This is a genomic window from Hymenobacter lapidiphilus, from assembly GCF_003417065.2.
Lineage (GTDB): Bacteria > Bacteroidota > Bacteroidia > Cytophagales > Hymenobacteraceae > Hymenobacter.
In genome coordinates this window covers 26,548-46,332 of the sequence record NZ_QVLT01000032.1, presented here as the reverse complement: position 1 = coordinate 46,332, position 19,785 = coordinate 26,548, and the positions used below count along the sequence as shown (strand labels likewise).

Annotated in this window: 17 protein-coding genes, 1 tRNA gene and 1 pseudogene; 7 read left to right on the top strand and 12 right to left on the bottom strand. The window is 59.8% G+C overall.

The window, feature by feature from the left end:
* Positions 1-56: 56 nt before the first annotated feature.
* On the bottom strand, positions 57-686 hold the full coding sequence (locus tag D0N36_RS15765; RefSeq protein WP_116942800.1) for a hypothetical protein: 630 nt from the start codon (positions 684-686) through the stop codon (positions 57-59).
* 227 nt (positions 687-913) lie between these two features.
* Between D0N36_RS15765 and metG the strand changes: the two genes are divergently transcribed.
* The gene (gene metG, locus D0N36_RS15760) at positions 914-2,962 is read left to right on the top strand and encodes a methionine--tRNA ligase (protein WP_116942799.1); all 2,049 of its coding nucleotides are present in this window, start codon (positions 914-916) and stop codon (positions 2,960-2,962) included.
* 167 nt (positions 2,963-3,129) lie between these two features.
* Here metG and pth read toward each other — a convergent pair.
* The 5 genes and pseudogenes from pth to D0N36_RS15735 all read right to left on the bottom strand — a co-directional run bounded on the left by pth (position 3,130) and on the right by D0N36_RS15735 (position 7,302).
* Positions 3,130-3,701, bottom strand: a pseudogene (pth, locus tag D0N36_RS15755) (aminoacyl-tRNA hydrolase).
* A gap of 238 nt (positions 3,702-3,939) precedes the next feature.
* A complete protein-coding gene (locus D0N36_RS15750; RefSeq protein WP_116942798.1) occupies positions 3,940-4,512 on the bottom strand; it encodes a 50S ribosomal protein L25/general stress protein Ctc in 573 nt (190 codons plus the stop codon).
* A gap of 142 nt (positions 4,513-4,654) precedes the next feature.
* Positions 4,655-5,719, bottom strand: a complete 1,065-nt coding sequence (locus tag D0N36_RS15745) for a DUF6340 family protein (RefSeq protein WP_116942797.1) — start codon at positions 5,717-5,719, stop codon at positions 4,655-4,657.
* A 316-nt stretch (positions 5,720-6,035) separates the two neighbouring features.
* Entirely contained in the window at positions 6,036-6,965 is a 930-nt protein-coding gene (locus D0N36_RS15740; protein WP_116942796.1) for a ribose-phosphate pyrophosphokinase, read from the bottom strand.
* A gap of 264 nt (positions 6,966-7,229) precedes the next feature.
* Positions 7,230-7,302 (bottom strand) — tRNA-Gln (locus D0N36_RS15735).
* A gap of 267 nt (positions 7,303-7,569) precedes the next feature.
* On the opposite strand from D0N36_RS15735, the gene atpD reads away from it, so the two are divergent.
* The 5 genes from atpD (at position 7,570) to D0N36_RS15710 (ending at position 12,554) form a co-directional block, all read left to right on the top strand.
* Positions 7,570-9,075, top strand: a complete 1,506-nt coding sequence (gene atpD / locus D0N36_RS15730) for a F0F1 ATP synthase subunit beta (protein ID WP_116942795.1) — start codon at positions 7,570-7,572, stop codon at positions 9,073-9,075.
* A gap of 101 nt (positions 9,076-9,176) precedes the next feature.
* Entirely contained in the window at positions 9,177-9,416 is a 240-nt protein-coding gene (gene atpC, locus D0N36_RS15725; protein ID WP_116942794.1) for an ATP synthase F1 subunit epsilon, read from the top strand.
* Between the two features lie 170 nt (positions 9,417-9,586).
* On the top strand, positions 9,587-10,741 hold the full coding sequence (locus tag D0N36_RS15720; protein ID WP_262895333.1) for a trans-sulfuration enzyme family protein: 1,155 nt from the start codon (positions 9,587-9,589) through the stop codon (positions 10,739-10,741).
* Positions 10,742-11,029: 288 nt separating this feature from the next.
* A complete protein-coding gene (locus D0N36_RS15715; protein WP_116942792.1) occupies positions 11,030-11,482 on the top strand; it encodes a DUF2147 domain-containing protein in 453 nt (150 codons plus the stop codon).
* Positions 11,483-11,573: 91 nt separating this feature from the next.
* Positions 11,574-12,554, top strand: a complete 981-nt coding sequence (locus tag D0N36_RS15710; protein ID WP_242478946.1) for a DUF6268 family outer membrane beta-barrel protein — start codon at positions 11,574-11,576, stop codon at positions 12,552-12,554.
* Between the two features lie 230 nt (positions 12,555-12,784).
* Here the strand turns inward: D0N36_RS15710 and D0N36_RS15705 are convergent, their stop codons facing one another.
* The 3 genes from D0N36_RS15705 to D0N36_RS15695 all read right to left on the bottom strand — a co-directional run bounded on the left by D0N36_RS15705 (position 12,785) and on the right by D0N36_RS15695 (position 15,421).
* The gene (locus D0N36_RS15705; RefSeq protein ID WP_116942790.1) at positions 12,785-13,930 is read right to left on the bottom strand and encodes a DegT/DnrJ/EryC1/StrS family aminotransferase; all 1,146 of its coding nucleotides are present in this window, start codon (positions 13,928-13,930) and stop codon (positions 12,785-12,787) included.
* An 85-nt stretch (positions 13,931-14,015) separates the two neighbouring features.
* Positions 14,016-14,723 (bottom strand): acetyltransferase, encoded by a 708-nt coding sequence (locus D0N36_RS15700; RefSeq protein ID WP_116942789.1) that lies wholly within the window; start codon positions 14,721-14,723, stop codon positions 14,016-14,018.
* Between the two features lie 2 nt (positions 14,724-14,725).
* Positions 14,726-15,421: a sugar transferase gene (locus D0N36_RS15695; RefSeq protein ID WP_317191494.1), complete on the bottom strand. Its 696-nt coding sequence runs from the start codon at positions 15,419-15,421 to the stop codon at positions 14,726-14,728.
* Positions 15,422-15,538: 117 nt separating this feature from the next.
* Here D0N36_RS15695 and D0N36_RS15690 point away from each other — a divergent pair, with 117 nt between their 5' ends.
* Positions 15,539-16,360 carry a 4-(cytidine 5'-diphospho)-2-C-methyl-D-erythritol kinase gene (locus tag D0N36_RS15690; protein WP_116942788.1) on the top strand — a complete coding sequence of 274 codons (822 nt, stop codon included), beginning with the start codon at positions 15,539-15,541 and terminating at the stop codon, positions 16,358-16,360.
* A gap of 15 nt (positions 16,361-16,375) precedes the next feature.
* On the opposite strand, the gene D0N36_RS15685 is transcribed toward D0N36_RS15690, so the two are convergent.
* The 3 genes from D0N36_RS15685 to tgt all read right to left on the bottom strand — a co-directional run bounded on the left by D0N36_RS15685 (position 16,376) and on the right by tgt (position 19,654).
* On the bottom strand, positions 16,376-17,299 hold the full coding sequence (locus D0N36_RS15685; RefSeq protein ID WP_116942787.1) for a DMT family transporter: 924 nt from the start codon (positions 17,297-17,299) through the stop codon (positions 16,376-16,378).
* Positions 17,300-17,363: 64 nt separating this feature from the next.
* On the bottom strand, positions 17,364-18,440 hold the full coding sequence (locus D0N36_RS15680; protein WP_116942786.1) for an LptF/LptG family permease: 1,077 nt from the start codon (positions 18,438-18,440) through the stop codon (positions 17,364-17,366).
* 83 nt (positions 18,441-18,523) lie between these two features.
* Positions 18,524-19,654: a tRNA guanosine(34) transglycosylase Tgt gene (gene tgt / locus D0N36_RS15675; RefSeq protein WP_116942785.1), complete on the bottom strand. Its 1,131-nt coding sequence runs from the start codon at positions 19,652-19,654 to the stop codon at positions 18,524-18,526.
* Positions 19,655-19,785: the final 131 nt, after the last annotated feature.

Below are 19,785 nucleotides of genomic sequence, written 5' to 3'. Positions count from 1 at the left end.
CGGCCCGTTGCTACGTAGCAAGGCGTTAGGCTTTTCAGCGGAAGGTGGATTCCGGCCTATGAGCCCGACCCGGTTTCCGGGCTGGGGTTGGTGGGCACTGCCGGCTTGCGGGCCGCGCCTGAGCGCCCGCCCGTAGCGGCCGAAGCCTTAGCCGCCGGTTTAGTGGCCGGCTTGGTTGCGGCCGTGCCGGTCGTACTACGGCGGCGCACGGTGGGTTTGGTCGTCGCAGAACCTGCTGCTGAGTCTGCTTCGGGTAGTGTGGTCGGGTTAGCTGTGGTCGAAATGCTGTCGGAGGCAGCCGACGTACCGGATTCCTGGCCGCGCACTATCGTGTGCAGGGCCTGCTCGAAGAGGTGCTCCACGTCGGTATCGAGGCGGCGGGTGGCATCTTTCACCACCTCCTGCAGCTTGGCCTTGGTATCCTTGCGGATGCGCTTCACTACCTCGTTGATACGGGCGTCCAGCTCCTTCTGCAACTGCTTGGCAGCATTTTTAAGCGCTTTTTTCGGGCTGTCCTTTTTGCCGGCTTTCTGGCTGTTGAGGGCTGCCGAAGCTGACTTTGCGGTCTTGGCCTGCGCTTTTTCGCTGGGGTCCTTAGCCGCTTTGGCAACCTTGTTCTTCTTTACTGATTTCTCTTTTTTCGACTTGTCTTTTTTGGCCGACTTTTCTTTGGATGATTTGCTCATGGCGGGATCGGGAAATGTTGGGAAAGAAAGCAACGAAAGAAGATACGGCCGATTGTACAGGCGGTTGTCCTAAATATAGTGGAAATTATACATACAGGGCTGCCCGTAGCGCCCGCTCCAGCCGGCGGGTGGCCCGGTTCCTGGTTTTACTCGTTCCTTTGCACCCCCGCGGATATCCGGCCGGCCCTCCGCGGCAGCACTTTACCAGCCGCCCTTGCTCCTCAAATATGCCTGAATTACCCCAACGCTACACTGTAACGGCCGCGCTGCCCTACGCCAACGGGCCCGTTCACATTGGCCACCTGGCCGGTGTATATCTGCCCGCCGACATTTACACGCGCTACCTGCGCGCCCAGCAGCGCGATGTGAAATTCATCTGCGGCTCCGACGAGCACGGCGTACCCATCACCATCCGGGCCCAGAAGGAAGGCGTAACACCCCAGCAGGTGGTCGATAAGTACCACACCCTCATTGGCGACTCGTTCCGCGACTTCGGAGTGTCGTTCGATATCTACTCGCGCACCTCCTCGAAAGTCCACGCCGAAACGGCCAGCGACTTTTTCCTCAAGCTGCATGCCGATGGCAAGTTCATCGAGCAGGTGTCGGAGCAGTATTATGACGAGAAGGCCGATCAGTTTCTGGCCGACCGCTACATCGTGGGCACCTGCCCTAACTGCGGCAACGATAACGCCTACGGCGACCAGTGCGAGAAGTGCGGTACGTCGCTTTCGCCCACCGAGCTCATCAACCCGCGCTCCATGCTGAGTGGCAACCAGCCCGTGCTGCGCGAAACCAAGCACTGGTATTTGCCCCTGAACGAGTACGAGCCCTGGCTGCGCGCCTGGATTGTGGAAGGCCACAAGCACGACTGGAAAGCCAACGTGTACGGCCAATGCAAATCGTGGATTGACCAAGGCCTGCTGCCCCGGGCCGTGACGCGCGACCTCGACTGGGGCGTGCCCGTGCCGGTGCCCGGTGGCGAGGGCAAGGTGCTCTACGTGTGGTTTGATGCACCCATCGGCTACATCTCGGCTACCAAGGAGCTGCTGCCCGACGGCGCCTGGGAGCCCTACTGGAAGGATGCCGGTACGAAGCTCGTGCACTTCATTGGCAAGGACAACATCGTGTTCCATTGCATCATCTTCCCCACGATGCTCAAGGCCCACGGCGACTACATCCTGCCCGATAATGTGCCCGCCAACGAGTTCCTGAATCTGGAAGGCGACAAAATCAGCACGAGCCGCAACTGGGCCGTGTGGCTGCACGAGTACCTGCAGGATTTCCCTGGCCAGGCCGACGTGCTGCGCTACGTGCTCTGCGCCAATGCCCCCGAAACCAAGGACAACGACTTCACCTGGAAAGATTTTCAGGCCCGCAACAACAACGAGCTGGTGGCCAACCTGGGCAACTTCGTGAACCGGGCCGTGGTACTAACGCACAAATTTTTCGGTGGCCAGGTGCCGGCCAGCGCCGGCTTCACGCCCGAAGATGAGGAAGTGCTGCGCCAAATGGGCGAATTCCCGGCCCGCATTGGCGAGCTGCTGGAGAACTACCGCTTCCGCGACGCCCTGAACGAGCTGATGAACCTCTCGCGCCTGGGCAACAAGTACTTGGCCGACCAGGAGCCCTGGAAGCTCATCAAAACCGATGAAGCCCGCACCGGCACCGTGCTGCACGTTTCGCTGCAGCTGACGGCCGCTTTCGTAACGCTGCTCGAACCCTTCCTGCCCGAAGCCGCCGCTCGCCTGGGCCGCATGCTGAACACCGAGAAAGGCACTTGGCCCGAAGCCGCCCGTCCCGACGCGCTGCCCGCCGGCCACCAGCTGGCCGAAGCAGCCCTGTTGTTCACCAAAATCGAAGACGCCACCGTGGAAGCTCAGGTCCAGAAGCTGCTCGACACCAAAAAAGCCAACGACCTGGCCGCCGCCGTTTCGGCCCCCGCTAAGGAGGACATCAGCTTCGAGCAGTTCCAGACGATGGACCTGCGCATCGGCACCATTGTAGCTGCTGAGAAGGTCGCCAAAACCAAAAAGCTGCTCAAACTAAGCGTGGACCTAGGTTTTGAAGAGCCCCGCACCATCGTGAGCGGCATTGCCGAGCACTTCCTGCCCGAAGCCCTGGTGGGCCAGCAGGTGCAGGTGCTACTTAACCTCGCCCCCCGCGAAATCAAAGGCATCCAGAGCCAGGGAATGCTGCTGATGGCCGAAAACGCCGACGGCGTGCTGAGCCTGATGCAACCCAGCAGCGCCGTGCGGCCGGGCTCGGGGATAGCGTAGGCCAAAAAAGGAACGTCATTCTGAGCGAAGCCGGAGGCGAAGTCGAAGAATCTCTACCGCAATGGTAATTCCATCATTAGGAGTCAGTACTGCGGTAGAGATTCTTCGACTTCGCCTCCGGCTTCGCTCAGAATGACATTCCTTTTCTCACTTCTCTATACTTACTTCTACGCCTCCTTCACATTCACCACGTTCATGGCGCGTTCCACGCCCTGCATTCCGAAGGCCAGCACGGCTTCGGCGGCTTTTTCGAGGCGGGCGTCCAAGTCGATGTGCTCGTCTGCGGAGAACGGGCTGAGCACGTAATCTACCTGTCGCCGCGGCCGAAGCTGGAGTCGATGCCGAAACGGAGGCGGGCGTACTCGTCGGTGCCTAGGGTTTCCTGGATGTGCTTGAGGCCGTTCTGGCCCCCGGCCGAACCCTTGGCTTTCAGCCGGAGCTTGCCGAAGGGCAGGGCGAGGTCATCGGTGACCACCAGCAGCTGGGCCTTTTCGAGTTTGAGGGCGCTGAGCCAGTGGGCGGCGGCCTTGCCGCTCAGGTTCATGTAGGTGGTCGGCTTCACGAGCACGAAACGGCGGCCCTTGTGCTTGAACTCGGTGCTGAACGCGTGGCGGCCCAGCTGCCAGGGCGCGGCCTCGTGCTTGCGGGCCAGCCAGTCGCCCACCATAAAGCCCACGTTGTGCCGGGTATCAGCGTATTCGGGCCCGATGTTGCCCAGGCATAAAATCAAAAAGACCACGGATTAGCTCGGATTTTAACGGATTTCACGGATTTTGTAATTGGCTTCGGCCAGGGAATCCGTGGAAAAGCCCCAGTGCAAAAGTAGGCGTAGTTGCGCAATGCCGGCAGTACAACCGAAAAGCAAAAGAGCCGCCCCGTTGCTGGGGCGGCTCTTTTGATTCTGATAGAATAGCTAGATTTCAACGAATCGTTCACAAAATCCGTGAAATCCGTTAAAATCCGCGCTGATCTGTGGTTTACTTGTCGGCAGCCAGCTGGCCTTTGAGGGCACGTGGGATGGCCACGGTAGCAATCGGGGCCTGGGGGCTGCTGAGGATGGTATAACCCTTTGCCTCAACCCTGTCAACTTTGATCGACTTGCCCAGCGCCAGCTCCGAAATGTCAACCTCCACGTAGTCGGGCAGGTTCTCGGGGGTAGCCTTTACTTTGATTTTGCGGAGCTTGCTTACCAGCTTGCCACCGGCCAGTACGCCCGGCGATACGCCTACGTACTTTACGGGAACATCCATTTTCACTTCTTTGCCTTCCTGCAACTCCAGGAAGTCAACGTGCAGGAGCATTTCGTTCACGGGGTGGAACTGCGAGTCCTGCACGATGGCGCGGTACATGGTGCCCTCAATGTTGAGGTCGACGATGTGCACCTCGGGGGTGTACAGCAGCTCGCGGAACAGGATAGCAGGAACGGAGAAGTGCACTTGCTCGGCGCCGCCGTACAGTACGCATGGTACGTACGAGTCGAGGCGGACCGCTTTGGCGTCCTTCTTACCGAGATTCGCTCTTTTAAACCCTACAATCTCGAGGCTTTTCATAAAAGTGTGCTTTGGAGGAAAATCCGCTTGCCCACAGCAGGCAAACGGGCCGCAAAGATAGAAAGATGGATCGGCAATTGAAACCCCAATGGCAACCCCTTACTGCGAAACCCCGCCCGCGCCCCGGCAAACCACCAAGCCATTAGTCGGCCGATGCGCCCGGCAACTGCTCCGCCGCCACCAATTCGGCTTGCTGACGCTGCTGTAACTCGCGCAAATAGCCGTTGGCGGCCCGAAGCTGGTGCGTGTACGCTGCCTTGCGAGCGTATTCGATGGCTTCAGGCAGGCGGTTGTTTAGCTCCTCAAACACGGCAAGGTTGTAGTAAGCCCGACCCGCGACTTTCGAATCGGAGCTCTGCGCCGCTTTTTGCCAGGCACCCGCCGCCTGAGTCCAGTCGGTGGCGTTTACCATTTGCTTGGCTTGCTGCATGTAGGCATCCTTGCGGGTGCTGGTGTACACCTCACGTGCGAGGTTCACGTACGAAGGCGCAATGCGGCGGGCATACTGGTCGCCAATGCGGGTGGCCAGCTCCCGGATGCAGTCGGCGGGCGGTGGCAGTTGGCGCAGGGCATCCTGGTAGGTAGGGCCTTCGCTGGTCCAGTGCATCCGGTCCTCCTGCTTGGCTTGGTCTACCACGGTGCCATCGGGGCCGTAGGTCCGGAAACCCGTTACGAGGCGCATTTCCATCATTGCCACCGTTACCGCCACCTTGCGGTCGGGCTTGTCCTTCTCCTTGATGACGCGCTCCTCCTGCCGCTGGGTTACCTGCATATCCGAGTCGAAGGCCTCCAGCACTACCAGGCCATCTACCTGAGTTTCGGCGCACACTTGCCGCACGTAGCCGGGCGCCAAGGGTGGCAGAAAGAACTCACGGGTGCGACCTACAAGCTGGAGGTTGGCTGGCGTTACGCGGAAGCGCGGGCTGTTGCGCATCAACGCTTCACCCACACTCAGGGCGCAGGTTTCGGTGCCGGCCCGGTCAACTTGCAGCCCTTCACTAGTAAAAATCCCCTCCAGCACGTCGAAAAATTTGTCGCGGCCGCTTTCCGGCAACACCCGGCTGGCCGTGGCAATGCGCTGCATGTTGCTGGGCATAGTCACTGCTGCCGGGGCCAACGACTGCATGTGGACTGTAGTGGTGCAGCCAGCCAGCAGGCCCAGCGCCAGCAAACCAACAGAAGTGAAGCGGAGTAGCGGAGTTTTCATAGCGGTAGAAATAAAACGGAGGAGAAAGTTCCCTTCCCCTCCGTTTTATTATCAAGACCGTGCCAAATTCTCCTCCGGCTTCCTAACTGCTCCCGAAATCTGGAAAGAAAGCAGACAATGAAGCTGTTTAGAAAGTCAAACGAACGTCATGCTGAGCGCCGCCGAAGCATCTCTACCGCTTCGTTGCAATAGTAATTCAGCGAAGCGGTAGAGATGCTTCGGCGGCGCTCAGCATGACGTTCATGTTGGTGTCAATGGCTTCCAAACAGCCTCTTATATGCTTCCGGCACCATGAGAGCGAAAATGGCGACTCTCGTTAAATGAATAGCGAGCTAATGGACTCGTGGGTAACTACGTTGCGGATGGCCTGCGCGAAGAGTGGCGCCAGCGTGATAACCCGGATTTTGGGGTTTTCCTGCTGCAGCGGAATCGTGTCGGTAATTACCAGCTCCTCCAGCATCGAGTTACGAATCCGCTCGTGGGCCGGCCCCGAAAGTACGCCGTGCGTAATTACGGCCCGCACCGATTTGGCCCCCCGCTCCATCAGCAGTTCAGCAGCCTTGCAGATGGTGCCGGCCGTATCCACGATGTCGTCGACGAGCACCACGTTCATGCCCGTTACGTCGCCGATTACCTGCATCGAGGCAATTTCATTGGCCCGTAGGCGCGTCTTGTCGCAGACCACGATTTCGGCCCCAAACTTCTTGGCGAAGGCCCGGGCCCGCACCACGCCGCCCACATCGGGCGAGGCAAAAATCAAATCATTCAGGCCCAGCGACTGGATGTAAGGCGCCATTACGGTGGCGCCATCGAGGTGGTCGACGGGAATATCGAAGAAGCCCTGAATCTGGCCGGCATGTAGGTCGCAGGTCATTAGGCGGTCGGTGCCCACGCTCTGCACGAAATCGGCCACCACTTTGGCCCCGATGCTCACGCGGGGCTTGTCCTTGCGGTCTTGGCGGGCGTAGCCGTAGTAGGGCATCACCACGGTTACCGAGGCGGCCGAGGCGCGCTTGGCGGCGTCTACCATCAGCATGAGCTCCATCAGGTTTTCGGCCGGCGGGTTGGTGCTCTGAATCAGGAACACGGCGCAACCCCGGATGCTCTCGTTGAAGCTGGGCCCCAGCTCGGTGTCGGCGAAACGCTGAATGCTCAGGTCGCCGAGCGGCTGACCGAAAGCTTCGGCAATTTTTTCGCCTAGCTCGTGGGAGGCGTTACCGGCGAAAATCTTGACTTGCTGAGCCATGAGGATAAGGTGTTAAGAAGGTAAGGGGTGGAAATGAAAAATTCTCCCACCGGCCGAACACAAGGTGGCGCGAGGGGAGAACGAGGAGGACCACGGATTAGCGCGGGTTTTAGCGGATTTCACGGATTTTGTGGTTGGCGTATTTAGCCTCTCGTCATCCGTGAAATTCGCTAAAATCGCGCTAATCGTGGTCTGCTAAAGCGCGAAAGGCGCCGACTCTTCCGGGGGAGGAAGAATCAGCGCCTTTCGCGTTGTGTGTGTCGGTTGTCCGACCAGGGCTCGAACCTGGACTCTCTTGAATCAAAATCAAGCGTGTTGCCGGTTACACCATCGGACAATTTCCGGGCGGCAGGCCGCTAAGCCATGCCGTTTGGTTGTGCAAATGTACAGAGGCTTTTATTGCAGGCAAATTTCCGACGAAAAATTTTTGTCAGAACCGAGGATGCACTAGACACCGAAGGAGCTTTCAGGGCTGAAAATCAGGGTTTCAGATGCCGAAAAAAAAGTTGATCAAAGCCCGTCGTCACGGGCTTTGGCAATGCCACGATTAAGCCGTAGTTTTGCGGCCTGAATCGTTGCACCCAATCCCAACCTATACATAGCAATGGCGAATACCGGCAAAATCACCCAGGTTATCGGTCCCGTCGTGGACGTGAGCTTCGCGGGTGAAAACTCCAAGCTTCCCAATATTCTCGACGCACTCGAAGTAACCAAAGGCAACGGTCAGACGATCGTGCTGGAGGTGCAGCAGCACCTGGGCGAAGACCGGGTTCGTACCATCGCCATGGACTCGACCGAGGGTCTGACCCGTGGCGCCGGCGTACGTGACCTGGGCGCGCCCATCTCCATGCCGACCGGCGAAGGGGTGAAGGGCCGCCTGTTCAACGTAATTGGCGAAGCCATTGATGGCATTCCGCAGCCCAAGAGCGACGGTCCGATGTCCATCCACCGCTCGGCTCCGGCCTTCGAGGATCTGGCCACGTCGTCGGAAGTGTTCTTCACCGGCATCAAGGTAATCGACTTGCTGGCTCCTTATGTGAAGGGCGGTAAAATCGGTCTGTTCGGCGGTGCCGGCGTAGGCAAAACCGTCCTTATCCAGGAGCTCATCAACAACGTAGCCAAGGCCTACGAAGGTCTGTCGGTGTTTGCCGGCGTCGGCGAGCGTACCCGCGAAGGCAACGACCTGTTGCGCGAATTCATTGAGGCCAACATCATTCGCTACGGCGAGGCGTTCAAGCACTCGATGGAAGAAGGCGGCTGGGACCTGAGCAAGGTCGATATGGCCGAGATGGAGAAGTCGCAGGCCACGCTGGTGTTCGGCCAGATGAACGAGCCCCCCGGAGCCCGGGCCCGCGTAGCCCTCTCGGGCCTCACCATTGCCGAAAGCTTCCGCGATGGCGACGGCACTGGTGCCGGCCGCGACATCCTGTTCTTCATCGACAACATCTTCCGCTTCACGCAGGCCGGCTCCGAGGTATCGGCACTGTTGGGCCGCATGCCGTCGGCCGTAGGTTACCAGCCCACGCTGGCTACCGAAATGGGTGCCATGCAGGAGCGGATTACCTCCACCAAGCGTGGTTCTATCACCTCGGTGCAGGCCGTGTATGTACCTGCCGACGACTTGACTGACCCGGCTCCGGCCAACACGTTTGCCCACCTGGACGCCACGACGGTACTGAGCCGGAAAATCGCCGAGCTGGGTATCTACCCGGCCGTTGACCCACTCGACTCCACCTCGCGCATCCTTTCGGCCGACATCTTGGGCGACGAGCACTACAACACCGCCCAGCGCGTGAAAGAGTTGCTCCAGCGCTACAAGGAACTGCAGGACATTATTGCAATTCTGGGCATGGATGAACTGAGCGAGGAGGACAAGCAGGTAGTAAACCGCGCCCGCCGCGTGCAGCGCTTCCTGTCGCAGCCCTTCTTCGTGGCCGAGCAGTTTACTGGCCTCAAAGGCGTGCTGGTTGACATCAAGGACACCATTAAAGGCTTCAACGAAATCATCGACGGCAAGCACGACCACCTGCCCGAGGCGTCGTTCAACCTCGTTGGCAACATCGAGGATGCTGTAGCCAAAGGCGAGCGTCTGATTGCCGAAGCCAAGTAATTTTGAGTTGTTAGCTGATGGCCATTAGCTGTTAGCTGCCTATTTGCTGACTTCGGTCATCAGCTAACAGCCATCAGCCAACAGCCAACAACTCAAAAACTATGCATCTGGAAATCATCACGCCCGACCGCAAGGTGTTTGAAGGCGAGGTTAACTCGGCCCGGTTTCCGGGAGCCGATGGCTTTTTCGAAGTCCTCAACGACCACGCCCCGCTTATTTCAGCGCTGAAAGCCGGTGAAATTGTCATCAACGGCGGCGCCACCCGCTTTCAGGTTGAAGGCGGCGTGGTGGAAGTATTGCGCAACAACGTTATAGTGCTTGCCGAGGGCGCTTCGGCGTAACCTGCGGTTTCAGCTTACATTGAAAAGCCTTTCCTTTGCGGGAAAGGCTTTTCTGCTTTAATCGCTGATTCGCGCTGATTAACCGTGATGACGCTGATTTTGACTTGCTGAGCTTGTAGAAGAAGGCGGAAAAAAGTAGAACGAAAAAGAAATCAGAGAAATCACGATTAATCAGCGCGAATCAGCGATTTATGGAAATCCACCCCAAAATCACCCCGATTTACCAGACCTCGGTTTTCAAGTTTGAGGACCTTAACGAGCTGGAACTGTATTTCGGGGAGCCGGGCAGCCGCTATCTGTACTCGCGCAACGGCAACCCCAACTCCGACGAGCTGGCGACGGCCGTAACGCAGCTGGAAGGCGGGGCCGGAGCGGTGGCTACCGGATCGGGTATGGCGGCCATTTTCGCGGCAGTTATGGCCTATTGCGAGGCCGGCGACCATGTACTGTGCGCGGCCGACATCTACGGCGGCTCGTCGGCGCTGCTGAGCCAGGAGCTGAGCCGGCTGGGCATTACGGTGAGCTACGTGCCCTTCGCCGACCTGACCACCAACCTGGCCGCGCACGCGCAGCCCCGCACCCGGCTGCTGTTGTGCGAAACCATCAGCAACCCACTGCTGCGCGTCATCGACCTGCAGGCCGCCGCCGATGCCGCCCACGCGCTGGGCCTGAAGCTGGTAGTGGATAATACTTTCGCCTCGCCCGTAATTACCAGGCCCTTCGAGCACGGGGCCGATTTGGTGATGCACAGCGTAACCAAATACTTGGCTGGCCACTCCGACGTAACGGCCGGCGCGGTAGTGGCCCGCACACCCGAAGAGGCCGCCCGGCTCCGGCAAATCGGGACGCTGTTTGGGCTAACCCTAAGTCCGATGGAAAGCTGGCTGGCCGTGCGCGGAATGAAAACCCTGCGCCTGCGGATGGAGGCTCACTGCCGCAACGCCCAGGCCGTAGCCGAGCTGCTGGCCGGTCATGAGGCCGTGGGGGAGGTGTTCTACCCGGGTCTGCCCACCCATCCGCAGCACCAGTTGGCCACCGACCAAGGCGGGGGAAGGTTCGGCGGTATGGTTTCGTTCCGGCTCGCCGACGATACGACCGAGGCCGTGAGCCGCTTCATGCGGGCCAGCCAGCGGTTCCCGTTCGCACCTTCGCTGGCGGGCGTCGATTCGTCGCTCTCGTATCCGGCTGGTACCTCGCATCGGGCCCTGACCGAAGAGCAACGGCAGGAGCTGGGTATTACGGCCGGACTGGTACGCCTGAGTGTGGGCATCGAGCCGGCCGACGAACTGCTGGCCGATTTGCAGCAGGCGCTGGCCGCATTTTAGGAGGTTTCATCAGCAGGTGCAGGCAGTAGAAAGAGGCAAATGAGCATACTCATCTGCCTCTTTCTCCGTCATTGACAGCCGACTGTAAACGCTACAATGCGAGTGGCTTTTCCTGCTTAAACCGAGGTGCAATATTCTGTTGGTCAACGGTATAATCGGACGCAGTTATGCTTCGAGAGGAAAAGCATAGATTAAAATGGTATTAAAACTACTTTTTGGAATAGTAATACTTTGATTTTGGATTAGCTCATTATACATTTAGCTATTCAATTTAACTTCTCACTCCCTATGAACCAGTTCAAAAAGAGCCTGTTGATCTTGCTTGTCTGCCTGTTTAGCTCCGTTGCGGCCTTAGCCGACAATCCCGATGCCGTGTTGGGCGTGTGGAAAAACGGCGAGGGCACGGGCATGATTCAGATTTACAAAAGCGGCGATAAGTATTTCGGCCGGCTGGTGTGGCTGAAGGTGCCCAATAACCCTGATGGTACGCCCCGCACCGATGCCAACAACCCCGACGAAGTAGCCCGCAAAAAGCCCCTGAAGGGTCTCGTGAACATGCGCAGCTTCACTTACGCCGGCGATAATAAATGGGAAAGTGGCAATATTTACGACCCTAAAAACGGCAGCGACTATTCCTGCGAGATGACGCTCGTGGACCCCAACACGCTGGAAGTGCGCGGCTTTATCGGCGTGTCGCTCTTTGGCCGCACCGATGTGTGGAAGCGGCAGGTTAAGAAGTAAGGAGATGCTAAATCTTACCCTCCGCTGCTTTTTGGGCTCCCTGCTAGCCTTAGGCTCCTTGTTGGCCGCCCCCTCTGCCGGTGCCCAAGACTTGCCCTCTGCCCCCGACTCGCTGGGTGTGGATGATTTCGGTAGCTTCGGCAACGCCGATGCTACCGAAAGCCGCCCTTACGCCAGCCAGAAAGTGCTGTCGCAAAGCCCCACCAAGCTTATTTCGGTAGGCTACGAATATCAACTCCCGTTTGATATAACCTCAGTTGGTCCGCATACGGTTGGTGTAGGTGAACTGGAAGAAAGAACCGAGCCGGTTGACCGGTTTGCCGGGCTGCGGCTGGGCTTCAATGCGCCGGTTATTTCCAATTCCAGCCTTATTTTGAACCTGGGGCTGACCTACTGGAATACTGGGGTAGGTATTGCCAACGCCAACCGGACCCCGCTGTTTCGGGCAATGGAAGACGGGTTGCGCTCCACGGGTTTCAATGCCACGGTGTTCAAGCCCCTCAACGACGTCCGTTACCTGCTTATCCAGGGTAATGTCGACCTGAACGGTACCTACCGCAACTTCGACGACGTTAGCAGCAAGGCGCTTACCTACAGCGGAACGGCTATATACGGCTGGAAGCGCTCGGAAGCCTTTATGTGGGGCCTGGGGCTTACGCGCACCTACCGGGCCGGGCAACTGCTGCACATTCCGGTGGTGTACTACTACCGCACCTTTAACCCCAAGTGGGGACTGGAGGCCGTATTTCCAGCCCGCGTGAACCTGCGCCGTAGTTTTGGGGCTAACTCCCTGCTCACAATCGGCTACGAAATCGAAGGCAACGCCTACTACCTCGGGATGGTGAATGGCCAGGATGCATACCTGCGCCGGGGCGAGCTAAAGCCACGCCTGACGTATGAGCGGCAACTGGCGGGCTTTGTCTGGCTCTCGGCCCAGGCTGGCTACCGCTATAACTACCGCTTCAATGTTTTCAACGATCAGAACCCCACTGGCGACAACAACCCACTCTACGACAACTCCCTGGGTAATCCGCTGTATTTCAACTTGAGCATCAATCTGGTCAGTCCTTAGCCCGGCGGCTCCGCGCTGCTCCGTTCTATTCCAGCCGGCAACACATCTTCCGCATGTGAAGCTGGTTTCGGGCCACGCCTGCTGCAACGGGCGTGGCCTTTTTGTGCGCTGACTGATGAAGGGAAATAACGTACCCTTGTAGCTTCGGATATACTACTATAGTTAGGCTTTGTACTTTGAGAACCAGCAATGGAACCTTATGTGCCACCCATCAGCGGGTTATGCTTATTTTAGGCGGGCCACAAAGCTCTAATGGCTTCAGCTACACGGCGCAGGTCGGTTTCCGTCATGGCCGAGCCAGCGGGCAGGCAGAGGCCGCGGGTAAATAAATCGGTACAAATAGCCCCGCCATACATCGGTACTCCGGCAAAAAGCGGTTGCAGGTGCAAAGGCTTCCAGAGCGGGCGGCTTTCGATGTTGCGGGTTTCGAGGTGGAGGCGGAGCTGCTCGGGCGTAACACTCGTTTCAGCGGGGTCAAGGAGCAGGCAGGTCAGCCAGCGGTTGGAGCGGCCCCCGGCCGGCTCAGTGGGGCCAAATGAGAGGCCGGGCAGGCCCTGGAGCTTGTCCTGGTACCAGGCATAAATTTCGCGGCGCTTCTTCACGCGGTCATCCAGCAGGCCCATCTGGCCCCTCCCGATGCCGGCCAGCAGGTTGCTGAGGCGGTAGTTGTAGCCGAGCTCCGAGTGCTGGTAGTGGGGCGCATCGTCGCGGGCCTGGGTGGCCCAGGCGCGGGCTTTGGCGGCCCAGGCGGCGTTGTTGGTCACGAGCATGCCGCCGCCGCTGGTGGTCAGGATTTTGTTGCCGTTGAAGGAGAAAACGCCTACTGCCCCGAACGAGCCCAGCGGTTTGCCCTCATAGGTCGCGCCTAATGCCTCGGCTGCATCTTCGAGCACCGGCACCCCAAACTCTTCAGCCAGCGCCATAATTTCGCGCAGCTGGCAGGGCATCCCGTACAGATGTACCACGATAATGGCGCGGGGAAGACGGTTCTGGCGGCGCCGGTCTTCCAGCGCCTCGCGCAGCCGGTCGGGACACATGTTCCAGGTTTCGGCTTCGCTGTCGATGAACACCGGCGTGGCCCCAAGGTAGGTGATGGGGTTAGCCGTGGCCACGAACGTGAACGAGGGACAGAGCACCTCATCGCCCGGCCCCACGCCCAGCAGCCGCAGCCCTAGGTGGATGGCGGCCGTGCCCGAGTTGAGGGCCAGCGCGTGCTTCATGCCGGTAAAGGCGCACACATCCTGCTCAAATCCATCAAGGTTGGGGCCGACTGGGGCCACCCAGTTGTCCTCGATGGCCTTGTGCAGATAGTTAAGCTCGTGGCGGCCGAGGTGGGGAGGGGAGAGGTAAAGGCGGTCGTAATCCTGGCTGTGCATGGGTGAGTTTTCTCGCAGAGGTTCGGGGGGATGCGCGGAGGTAAAAGGAGGTTTTGCTGGGACTTTGGGCTGGTGGCGAGCAGATTTAATCCTTCCTGTCAACCACCCGGGCCGGTACACCCACGGCGGTGCAGTCGGCGGGCAGGTTTCGGATAGCCACGGCCCCGGCCCCAAGTACGGTGCGCGCCCCGATCCGGACTTGCTGGAGCACGGTAGCATTGGTGCCCAGGTACACGCCGGCTTCCAGGTGAGCCCCGCCGCCCACGTTAGCGTGGGGCATCAGGGAGCAGAAATCGTCCAGTACGGCATCGTGGCCCACGGTGCAGCCCAGGTTTAGTAGCACGTGGCGACCCAGGCGGATATCGGTGGTGAGAATGCAGCCCTGGGTGATGATGCAGCCGGGCCCGAGCTGCAGATGCTGGAACGACTCGGCACTGACGCCTGGATGCACGAGCACCGGGAAATGCAGCAGCGGCGAAGTAAGGCGGCCCACCACTCCGGCCCGGCTAGCGCTGCTGCCCACGGCTACGGCCACGGCCAGCGGCTCGGGCGTGGCATTCAGGTCGGCAGCCGTGCCCAGATAGCGCAGGCCGTGGATGAGGTCGGTGGCGGGCGGCTGGTCGTCGTAGAAGCCCAGCAGCTCCCAGGTGGGAGCCACGGCGTTGAGTTGCCGCAGCAGCACCAGCACCTCGCGGCCCAGTCCGCCGGCCCCAAAAATGGCCAGTCGGCGCGGTGTTACGGGCTGGGGTGGGGCAATGGTGGCCGGAGTAGCGGGGCTGCTGGAAATGTGCACGGTTAGCGGTTGGAATTGGAATCGGAAGAAGAAGCCGGCGTGCCGGTGAAGGCCGTGGCCGTGGCCTGGCCGGGGGCCGAAACGCCCCGCGCCCCGAGTACGCGGGCCACGGTGCGCCCCAAAATGCGTAAATCCAGCCAGAAAGAAAGGTTATCCACGTACCAGACATCGAAAGCGAACTTCTGCTCCCAGCTCAGGGCGTTGCGGCCATTCACCTGGGCCCAGCCCGTAATACCGGGCCGCACGGCGTGGCGGCGGGCCTGCGCGGGCGAGTACAGCGGCAGGTACTGCACCAGCAGCGGCCGCGGGCCCACCAGGCTCAGCTCGCCGCGCAGCACGTTCCAGAGCTGGGGTAGCTCGTCGAGGGAAGCAGCCCGCACCCAGCGGCCCAGCCGCGGCAGGCGCTCAGCATCGGAGAGCAGCTGGCCTGCCTCGTCGCGACGGTCGGGCATAGTCTGGAGCTTATAGAAGGTGAATACCCGACCCCCAAGGCCCGGCCGGGGCTGGCGGAACAGCCACGGCCCGCCGTTCTGGACGGCCAACGCCAGGGCCACCGGCAGCAACAGCGGGGCGGCCAGCAGCAGGGCCGGGGCGGCCAGCGTCACATCGAACAGGCGCTTGCCGTGGCGGGCATACCAGCTGGCTGGGGGGTGGTTAGCGGTTAGCTGTCGGCTGTTAGCTTTCGTTGGGCGAGCCAAGGCAGCGAAGAAATAGTTGATGAAAACCGTTATCCTGGCAAAACTTGGAATATTGCGCAGAGTTTCTCCCCAAAGCTAACAGCCAGCAGCTAACTGCTAACGGCTTTTTCAATATCTATGCTCGTTTTTCCCAACGCCAAGCTCAATCTGGGTCTCTACGTTACCAGCCTGCGGCCCGATGGTTTTCGCAACCTCGAATCGGTGTTTGTGCCGCTGCCCTGGTGCGATGCCTTTGAGGTGCTGCCCGCGCCCGACGGGTCCGAAACCAGCCTTGGCTTCAGTGGCTTGCCCATTCCGGGCGAGCCCGAAACCAATCTGTGCCGCCGGGCCTACGAGCTGTTGGCCGCTGACTTTGACCTGCCGCCGGTACAAATGCACCTGCACAAGGATGTGCCCATCGGGGCCGGCCTGGGTGGTGGATCGGCCGATGCCGCTTTCGCCCTGAAGGCTATCAATAGCCAGTTCGATTTGGAGCTGCCACCCGAGAAGCTCGAAAGCTACGCCCGCCGCCTGGGCTCCGACTGCGCCTTTTTTATCCGCAACGAGCCGGTTTTTGCCTACTCGCGGGGGGATATGTTCGACGATTTCGCCCTCGACCTGCGCGGTACGCCGGCGCTGGTGGTGTACCCCAACCTACATATCAGCACGGCCGAGGCCTACGCCCGCGTGGTGCCCCGCACCCCGCGCCACGATTTGCGCCAGAGCCTGCAGGCCCCTATGCCCACCTGGCGCACCACCATCAGTAACGACTTTGAGGAAGCCCTGACGCCGGCCTACCCGGTGCTGGCCGAGGTGAAGGCGCAGCTCTATGCCGCCGGCGCCGCCTACGCCAGTTTGTCGGGCTCGGGTTCGGCCGTGTACGGGCTGTTTCCGGAGCTGCCGCAGGCCCCGCAGCTGGTGTGGCCGACGGGCTACACGGTCTGGAGCGGGCAGCTGTAATGGCGCATTGTATCCCTAGGTAAGCACCGGGTTGCGCCGGAGCAGCCGGCGCTTATCCCAACGGTCGAGCAGCGGGTGAATGAGGACGCTGATGAGGATGATGAGGGTGCCGATGTAAAAGCCGGGCGAGAGTTTTTCTTCCTCGAAACCCGCCACGCCCCACGAATACAGGATGACGGCCATAATGATGCCGTATACGGGTTCCAGGTTGATGGTAAGGTTAACCACGAAGGCCGAAATGCGCTTCATCAGCTCGACTGAGGCCGAGAAGGCGTACACCGTGCACACGCCGGCCAGCAGCGCCAGCCACAGCCAGTCGTAGCCGTGCAGGGCAAGCTGCAGGCCTTTGCCGTTGGTGAAATACTCGCTGTAGAGCGGCAGAAATAGCGCGATACTCAGGCAGGCACCCACCATCTCGTACAGCGTGAGCTTGAGCGGTGGATGCTTCTTTACCAGCTTGGAGTTGATTACGCTGAACAGCGCCGACAACCCGGCGGATATAATAGCCACGCCTAGTCCCAGCAGCTGCCCTAGCTCGGCCTGCGATACGATGTAGAGGCCCACCATCGTGAGTAAACCCAACGCCACCTCGTAGCCACGCACCTTGCGCCAGAGCACCAGCGGCTCCAGCAGCGAAGTCCAGAGGGCCAGCGTAGCCATGCCGGCCAGGCTCACGCTCACCGAGGCCAGCCGGGCTGAGAGGAAGAACGCAATCCAGTGGGCGGCCACAATAGCGCCCACGCCCAGCAGCCGGAGCACATCGGGCAGCGGCATGCGCCAGGGCCGGCGGCGCACCAGTAGCAGCCCCAGCAGGCCCACGCTCGCCAGCCCCGTGCGCCAGAACACCAACTCGACCGGCGGGACCGTAATCAGCTTGCCCAAAATGGCCGTGAAGCCCCACAGCAACACGATAAAATGCAGGCGCAGATAGTCTTTCATTGAGGGGTTTGGGGGCTTGGCTACTGGATGACGTTCTTTTCGATTCGTGCCCCAGGATGCCTCATTACTGCGGTATCACGCGGTAGAGCACGGCGCCGATAATGGTGAACACAATGCTTGGGACCCAGGCGGCCAGCAGGGGCGACAGGGTGCCGACGGCGGCCAGGTTGCGGCTCAGAATCACGAAGATGATGAACACGAAAGCCAGCACGAAGCCCAGCGCAATCTGCCCGCCCACGCCGGCGCGGCTCTTGCGGGCGCTCATAATCACCCCGATTACCGTCAGGATGAACATGGCGTAGGGATAGGCAAATCGCTCATATTTCTCGCTCAGGTACACCTGCGTATCGTCGGCGCCGCGGGCTATTTTGGTGTTGATGTAGCGGTTGAGCTCGGGCAGCGTGAGGGTTTCGGCCAGGCGGTAGGTGCTGGCGAAGTCCTTCGGGAACAGGTTGAGCGTGGTGTCGCGGGCGGCCAGAGTTTTGAGGCTTTCCTTTTCGCCGTTGAAGGTGCGGATCAACTGGGGCGTCAGGTGCCAGGCCTGCTTGGTCGAGTCCCAGCTGATGGCCTCGGCCGTGAGGCGACGCTTGAGCAGCTGCCCGTCGATGGTTTCGAGCGCGAACTTGTAGCCCACGTTGTTCACGTTGTCGTAGCTCTCCATGAACGCGTAATCCTGGGGCCCGATTTTGATGTGCACGTTGCGCCCGCTGAACCGGTAGGGGTTCTTAATGTAGGCCTTCTCGAACTCGACCCGCGTTTTGTTGGCAATCGGAATCAGCCAGCCCGTCATGGCCATCGTGAGGAGCCCCAGAATGGCGCTGCCCATCACGTAGGGCAGCAGAAACCGCTTGAAGCTGATGCCCGAGGCCAGCATGGCCACCACCTCGGTGCGCGAGGCCAGCTGGGCCGTTACGAACACCACAGCAATAAACACGGTGATGGGCGAGAGCAGGTTGGCAAAGTATGGAAACAGGTTCAGGTAGTACTCCGTCAGAATCTGCCAGGCCCCGAGGTCGTGCTGAATGAAGTCGTCGTTCTTCTCCGTGAAGTCAATCACGCAGATAACCGACACGAGCAGCACCACCGTGAAGAAAAACGCGGTGAGAAACTTGCCGAGGATGTACTTATCGAGAATCTTCAACTTAGTGCTTCGTTGTTAGTGCCGAGTACTTAGGTGTTCGTCGTTCTGCCCTAAGCACTAACAACGAACACCTAAGCACTAAACTACAGACGCGTCATCAGCTTCTTCACCATTACCTCTTTCCACTCCCTAAACGTGCCGGCCAGAATTTGCAGGCGGGCCTGCTTTACCAGCCAGAGGTAGAAGGTGAGGTTGTGGATGGAGGCAATCTGGGGGCCGAGCATTTCTTTGCTGTGGAAGAGGTGGCGCACGTAGCTGCGCGAGTAAAACGTGCTCACGTAGCCGCCCAGCTCCGCGTCAATCGGCTCAAAATCCTCGGCCCACTTGCGGGCCGCCAGGTTCATGATGCCCTGGGTGGTGTAGACCATGCCGTTGCGGGCGTTGCGGGTGGGCATCACGCAGTCGAACATATCCACGCCCAACGCAATATTTTCCAGGATATTGGCCGGCGTGCCCACGCCCATCAGGTAGCGGGGCTTGTCTTGGGGCAGAATGTCGCAGACCAGCTCGGTCATCTCGTACATCATGTCGGCCGGCTCGCCCACGCTCAGGCCGCCAATGGCGTTGCCCTCGCGGCCCTGCTCGGCCACAAACTCGGCCGACTTAATGCGTAAATCCTTGAACGTGGAGCCCTGCACAATCGGGAATAGCGTCTGGGAGTAGCCGTAGTGGCCCTCGGTGCTATCGAAGCGGGCGATGCAGCGCTTGAGCCAGCGGTGGGTCATGTCAAGCGAACGGGCCGCGTAGTCGTACTCACAGGGCCAGGGCGTGCACTCGTCGAAGGCCATGATAATATCGGCCCCGATGGTGCGCTGAATATCCATCACGCCCTCGGGTGTAAACAGGTGCTGGCTGCCATCCACGTGCGAGCGAAACTTGACGCCCTCCTCCTTGATTTTGCGCGTGTTGCTGAGCGAGTACACCTGGTAGCCGCCCGAATCGGTGAGGATAGGCCGGTTCCAGCCGTTGAACTTGTGCAGCCCGCCCGCCTTAGCAATAATATCGAGGCCGGGGCGCAGGTACAGGTGGTAGGTGTTGCCGAGGATAATCTGGGCGTTGATGTCGTTCTTCAGGTCGCGCTGCTGCACGGCTTTCACGGTACCAGCCGTGCCCACAGGCATAAAAATAGGCGTTTCAATCGACCCGTGGTCGGTGTGGACTACCCCAGCGCGGGCCTTGGAGTGCGGGTCAGTCGTGAGAAGGTCGAAAGTCATTATTACGGAGAATCTAGGAGCTAGAAGCGAGGAGCTAGAAGGAAGAAGTGGAAAACTGGCCCGTAGGCCCTGCTTCTATCTTCTCGCTCCTAACTCCTGGCTTCTTCCTGCAAAGGTACATTGAATGCCTA

What these genes read in the sequence shown, in the direction of transcription:
- D0N36_RS15765 (WP_116942800.1), bottom strand. Translation starts at nt 686, where the DNA reads ATGAGCAAATCATCCAAAGAAAAGTCGGCCAAAAAAGACAAGTCGAAA.
- metG (WP_116942799.1), top strand. Translation starts at nt 914, where the DNA reads ATGCCTGAATTACCCCAACGCTACACTGTAACGGCCGCGCTGCCCTAC.
- D0N36_RS15750 (WP_116942798.1), bottom strand. Translation starts at nt 4,512, where the DNA reads ATGAAAAGCCTCGAGATTGTAGGGTTTAAAAGAGCGAATCTCGGTAAG.
- D0N36_RS15745 (WP_116942797.1), bottom strand. Translation starts at nt 5,719, where the DNA reads ATGAAAACTCCGCTACTCCGCTTCACTTCTGTTGGTTTGCTGGCGCTG.
- D0N36_RS15740 (WP_116942796.1), bottom strand. Translation starts at nt 6,965, where the DNA reads ATGGCTCAGCAAGTCAAGATTTTCGCCGGTAACGCCTCCCACGAGCTA.
- atpD (WP_116942795.1), top strand. Translation starts at nt 7,570, where the DNA reads ATGGCGAATACCGGCAAAATCACCCAGGTTATCGGTCCCGTCGTGGAC.
- atpC (WP_116942794.1), top strand. Translation starts at nt 9,177, where the DNA reads ATGCATCTGGAAATCATCACGCCCGACCGCAAGGTGTTTGAAGGCGAG.
- D0N36_RS15715 (WP_116942792.1), top strand. Translation starts at nt 11,030, where the DNA reads ATGAACCAGTTCAAAAAGAGCCTGTTGATCTTGCTTGTCTGCCTGTTT.
- D0N36_RS15705 (WP_116942790.1), bottom strand. Translation starts at nt 13,930, where the DNA reads ATGCACAGCCAGGATTACGACCGCCTTTACCTCTCCCCTCCCCACCTC.
- D0N36_RS15690 (WP_116942788.1), top strand. Translation starts at nt 15,539, where the DNA reads ATGCTCGTTTTTCCCAACGCCAAGCTCAATCTGGGTCTCTACGTTACC.
- D0N36_RS15685 (WP_116942787.1), bottom strand. Translation starts at nt 17,299, where the DNA reads ATGAAAGACTATCTGCGCCTGCATTTTATCGTGTTGCTGTGGGGCTTC.
- tgt (WP_116942785.1), bottom strand. Translation starts at nt 19,654, where the DNA reads ATGACTTTCGACCTTCTCACGACTGACCCGCACTCCAAGGCCCGCGCT.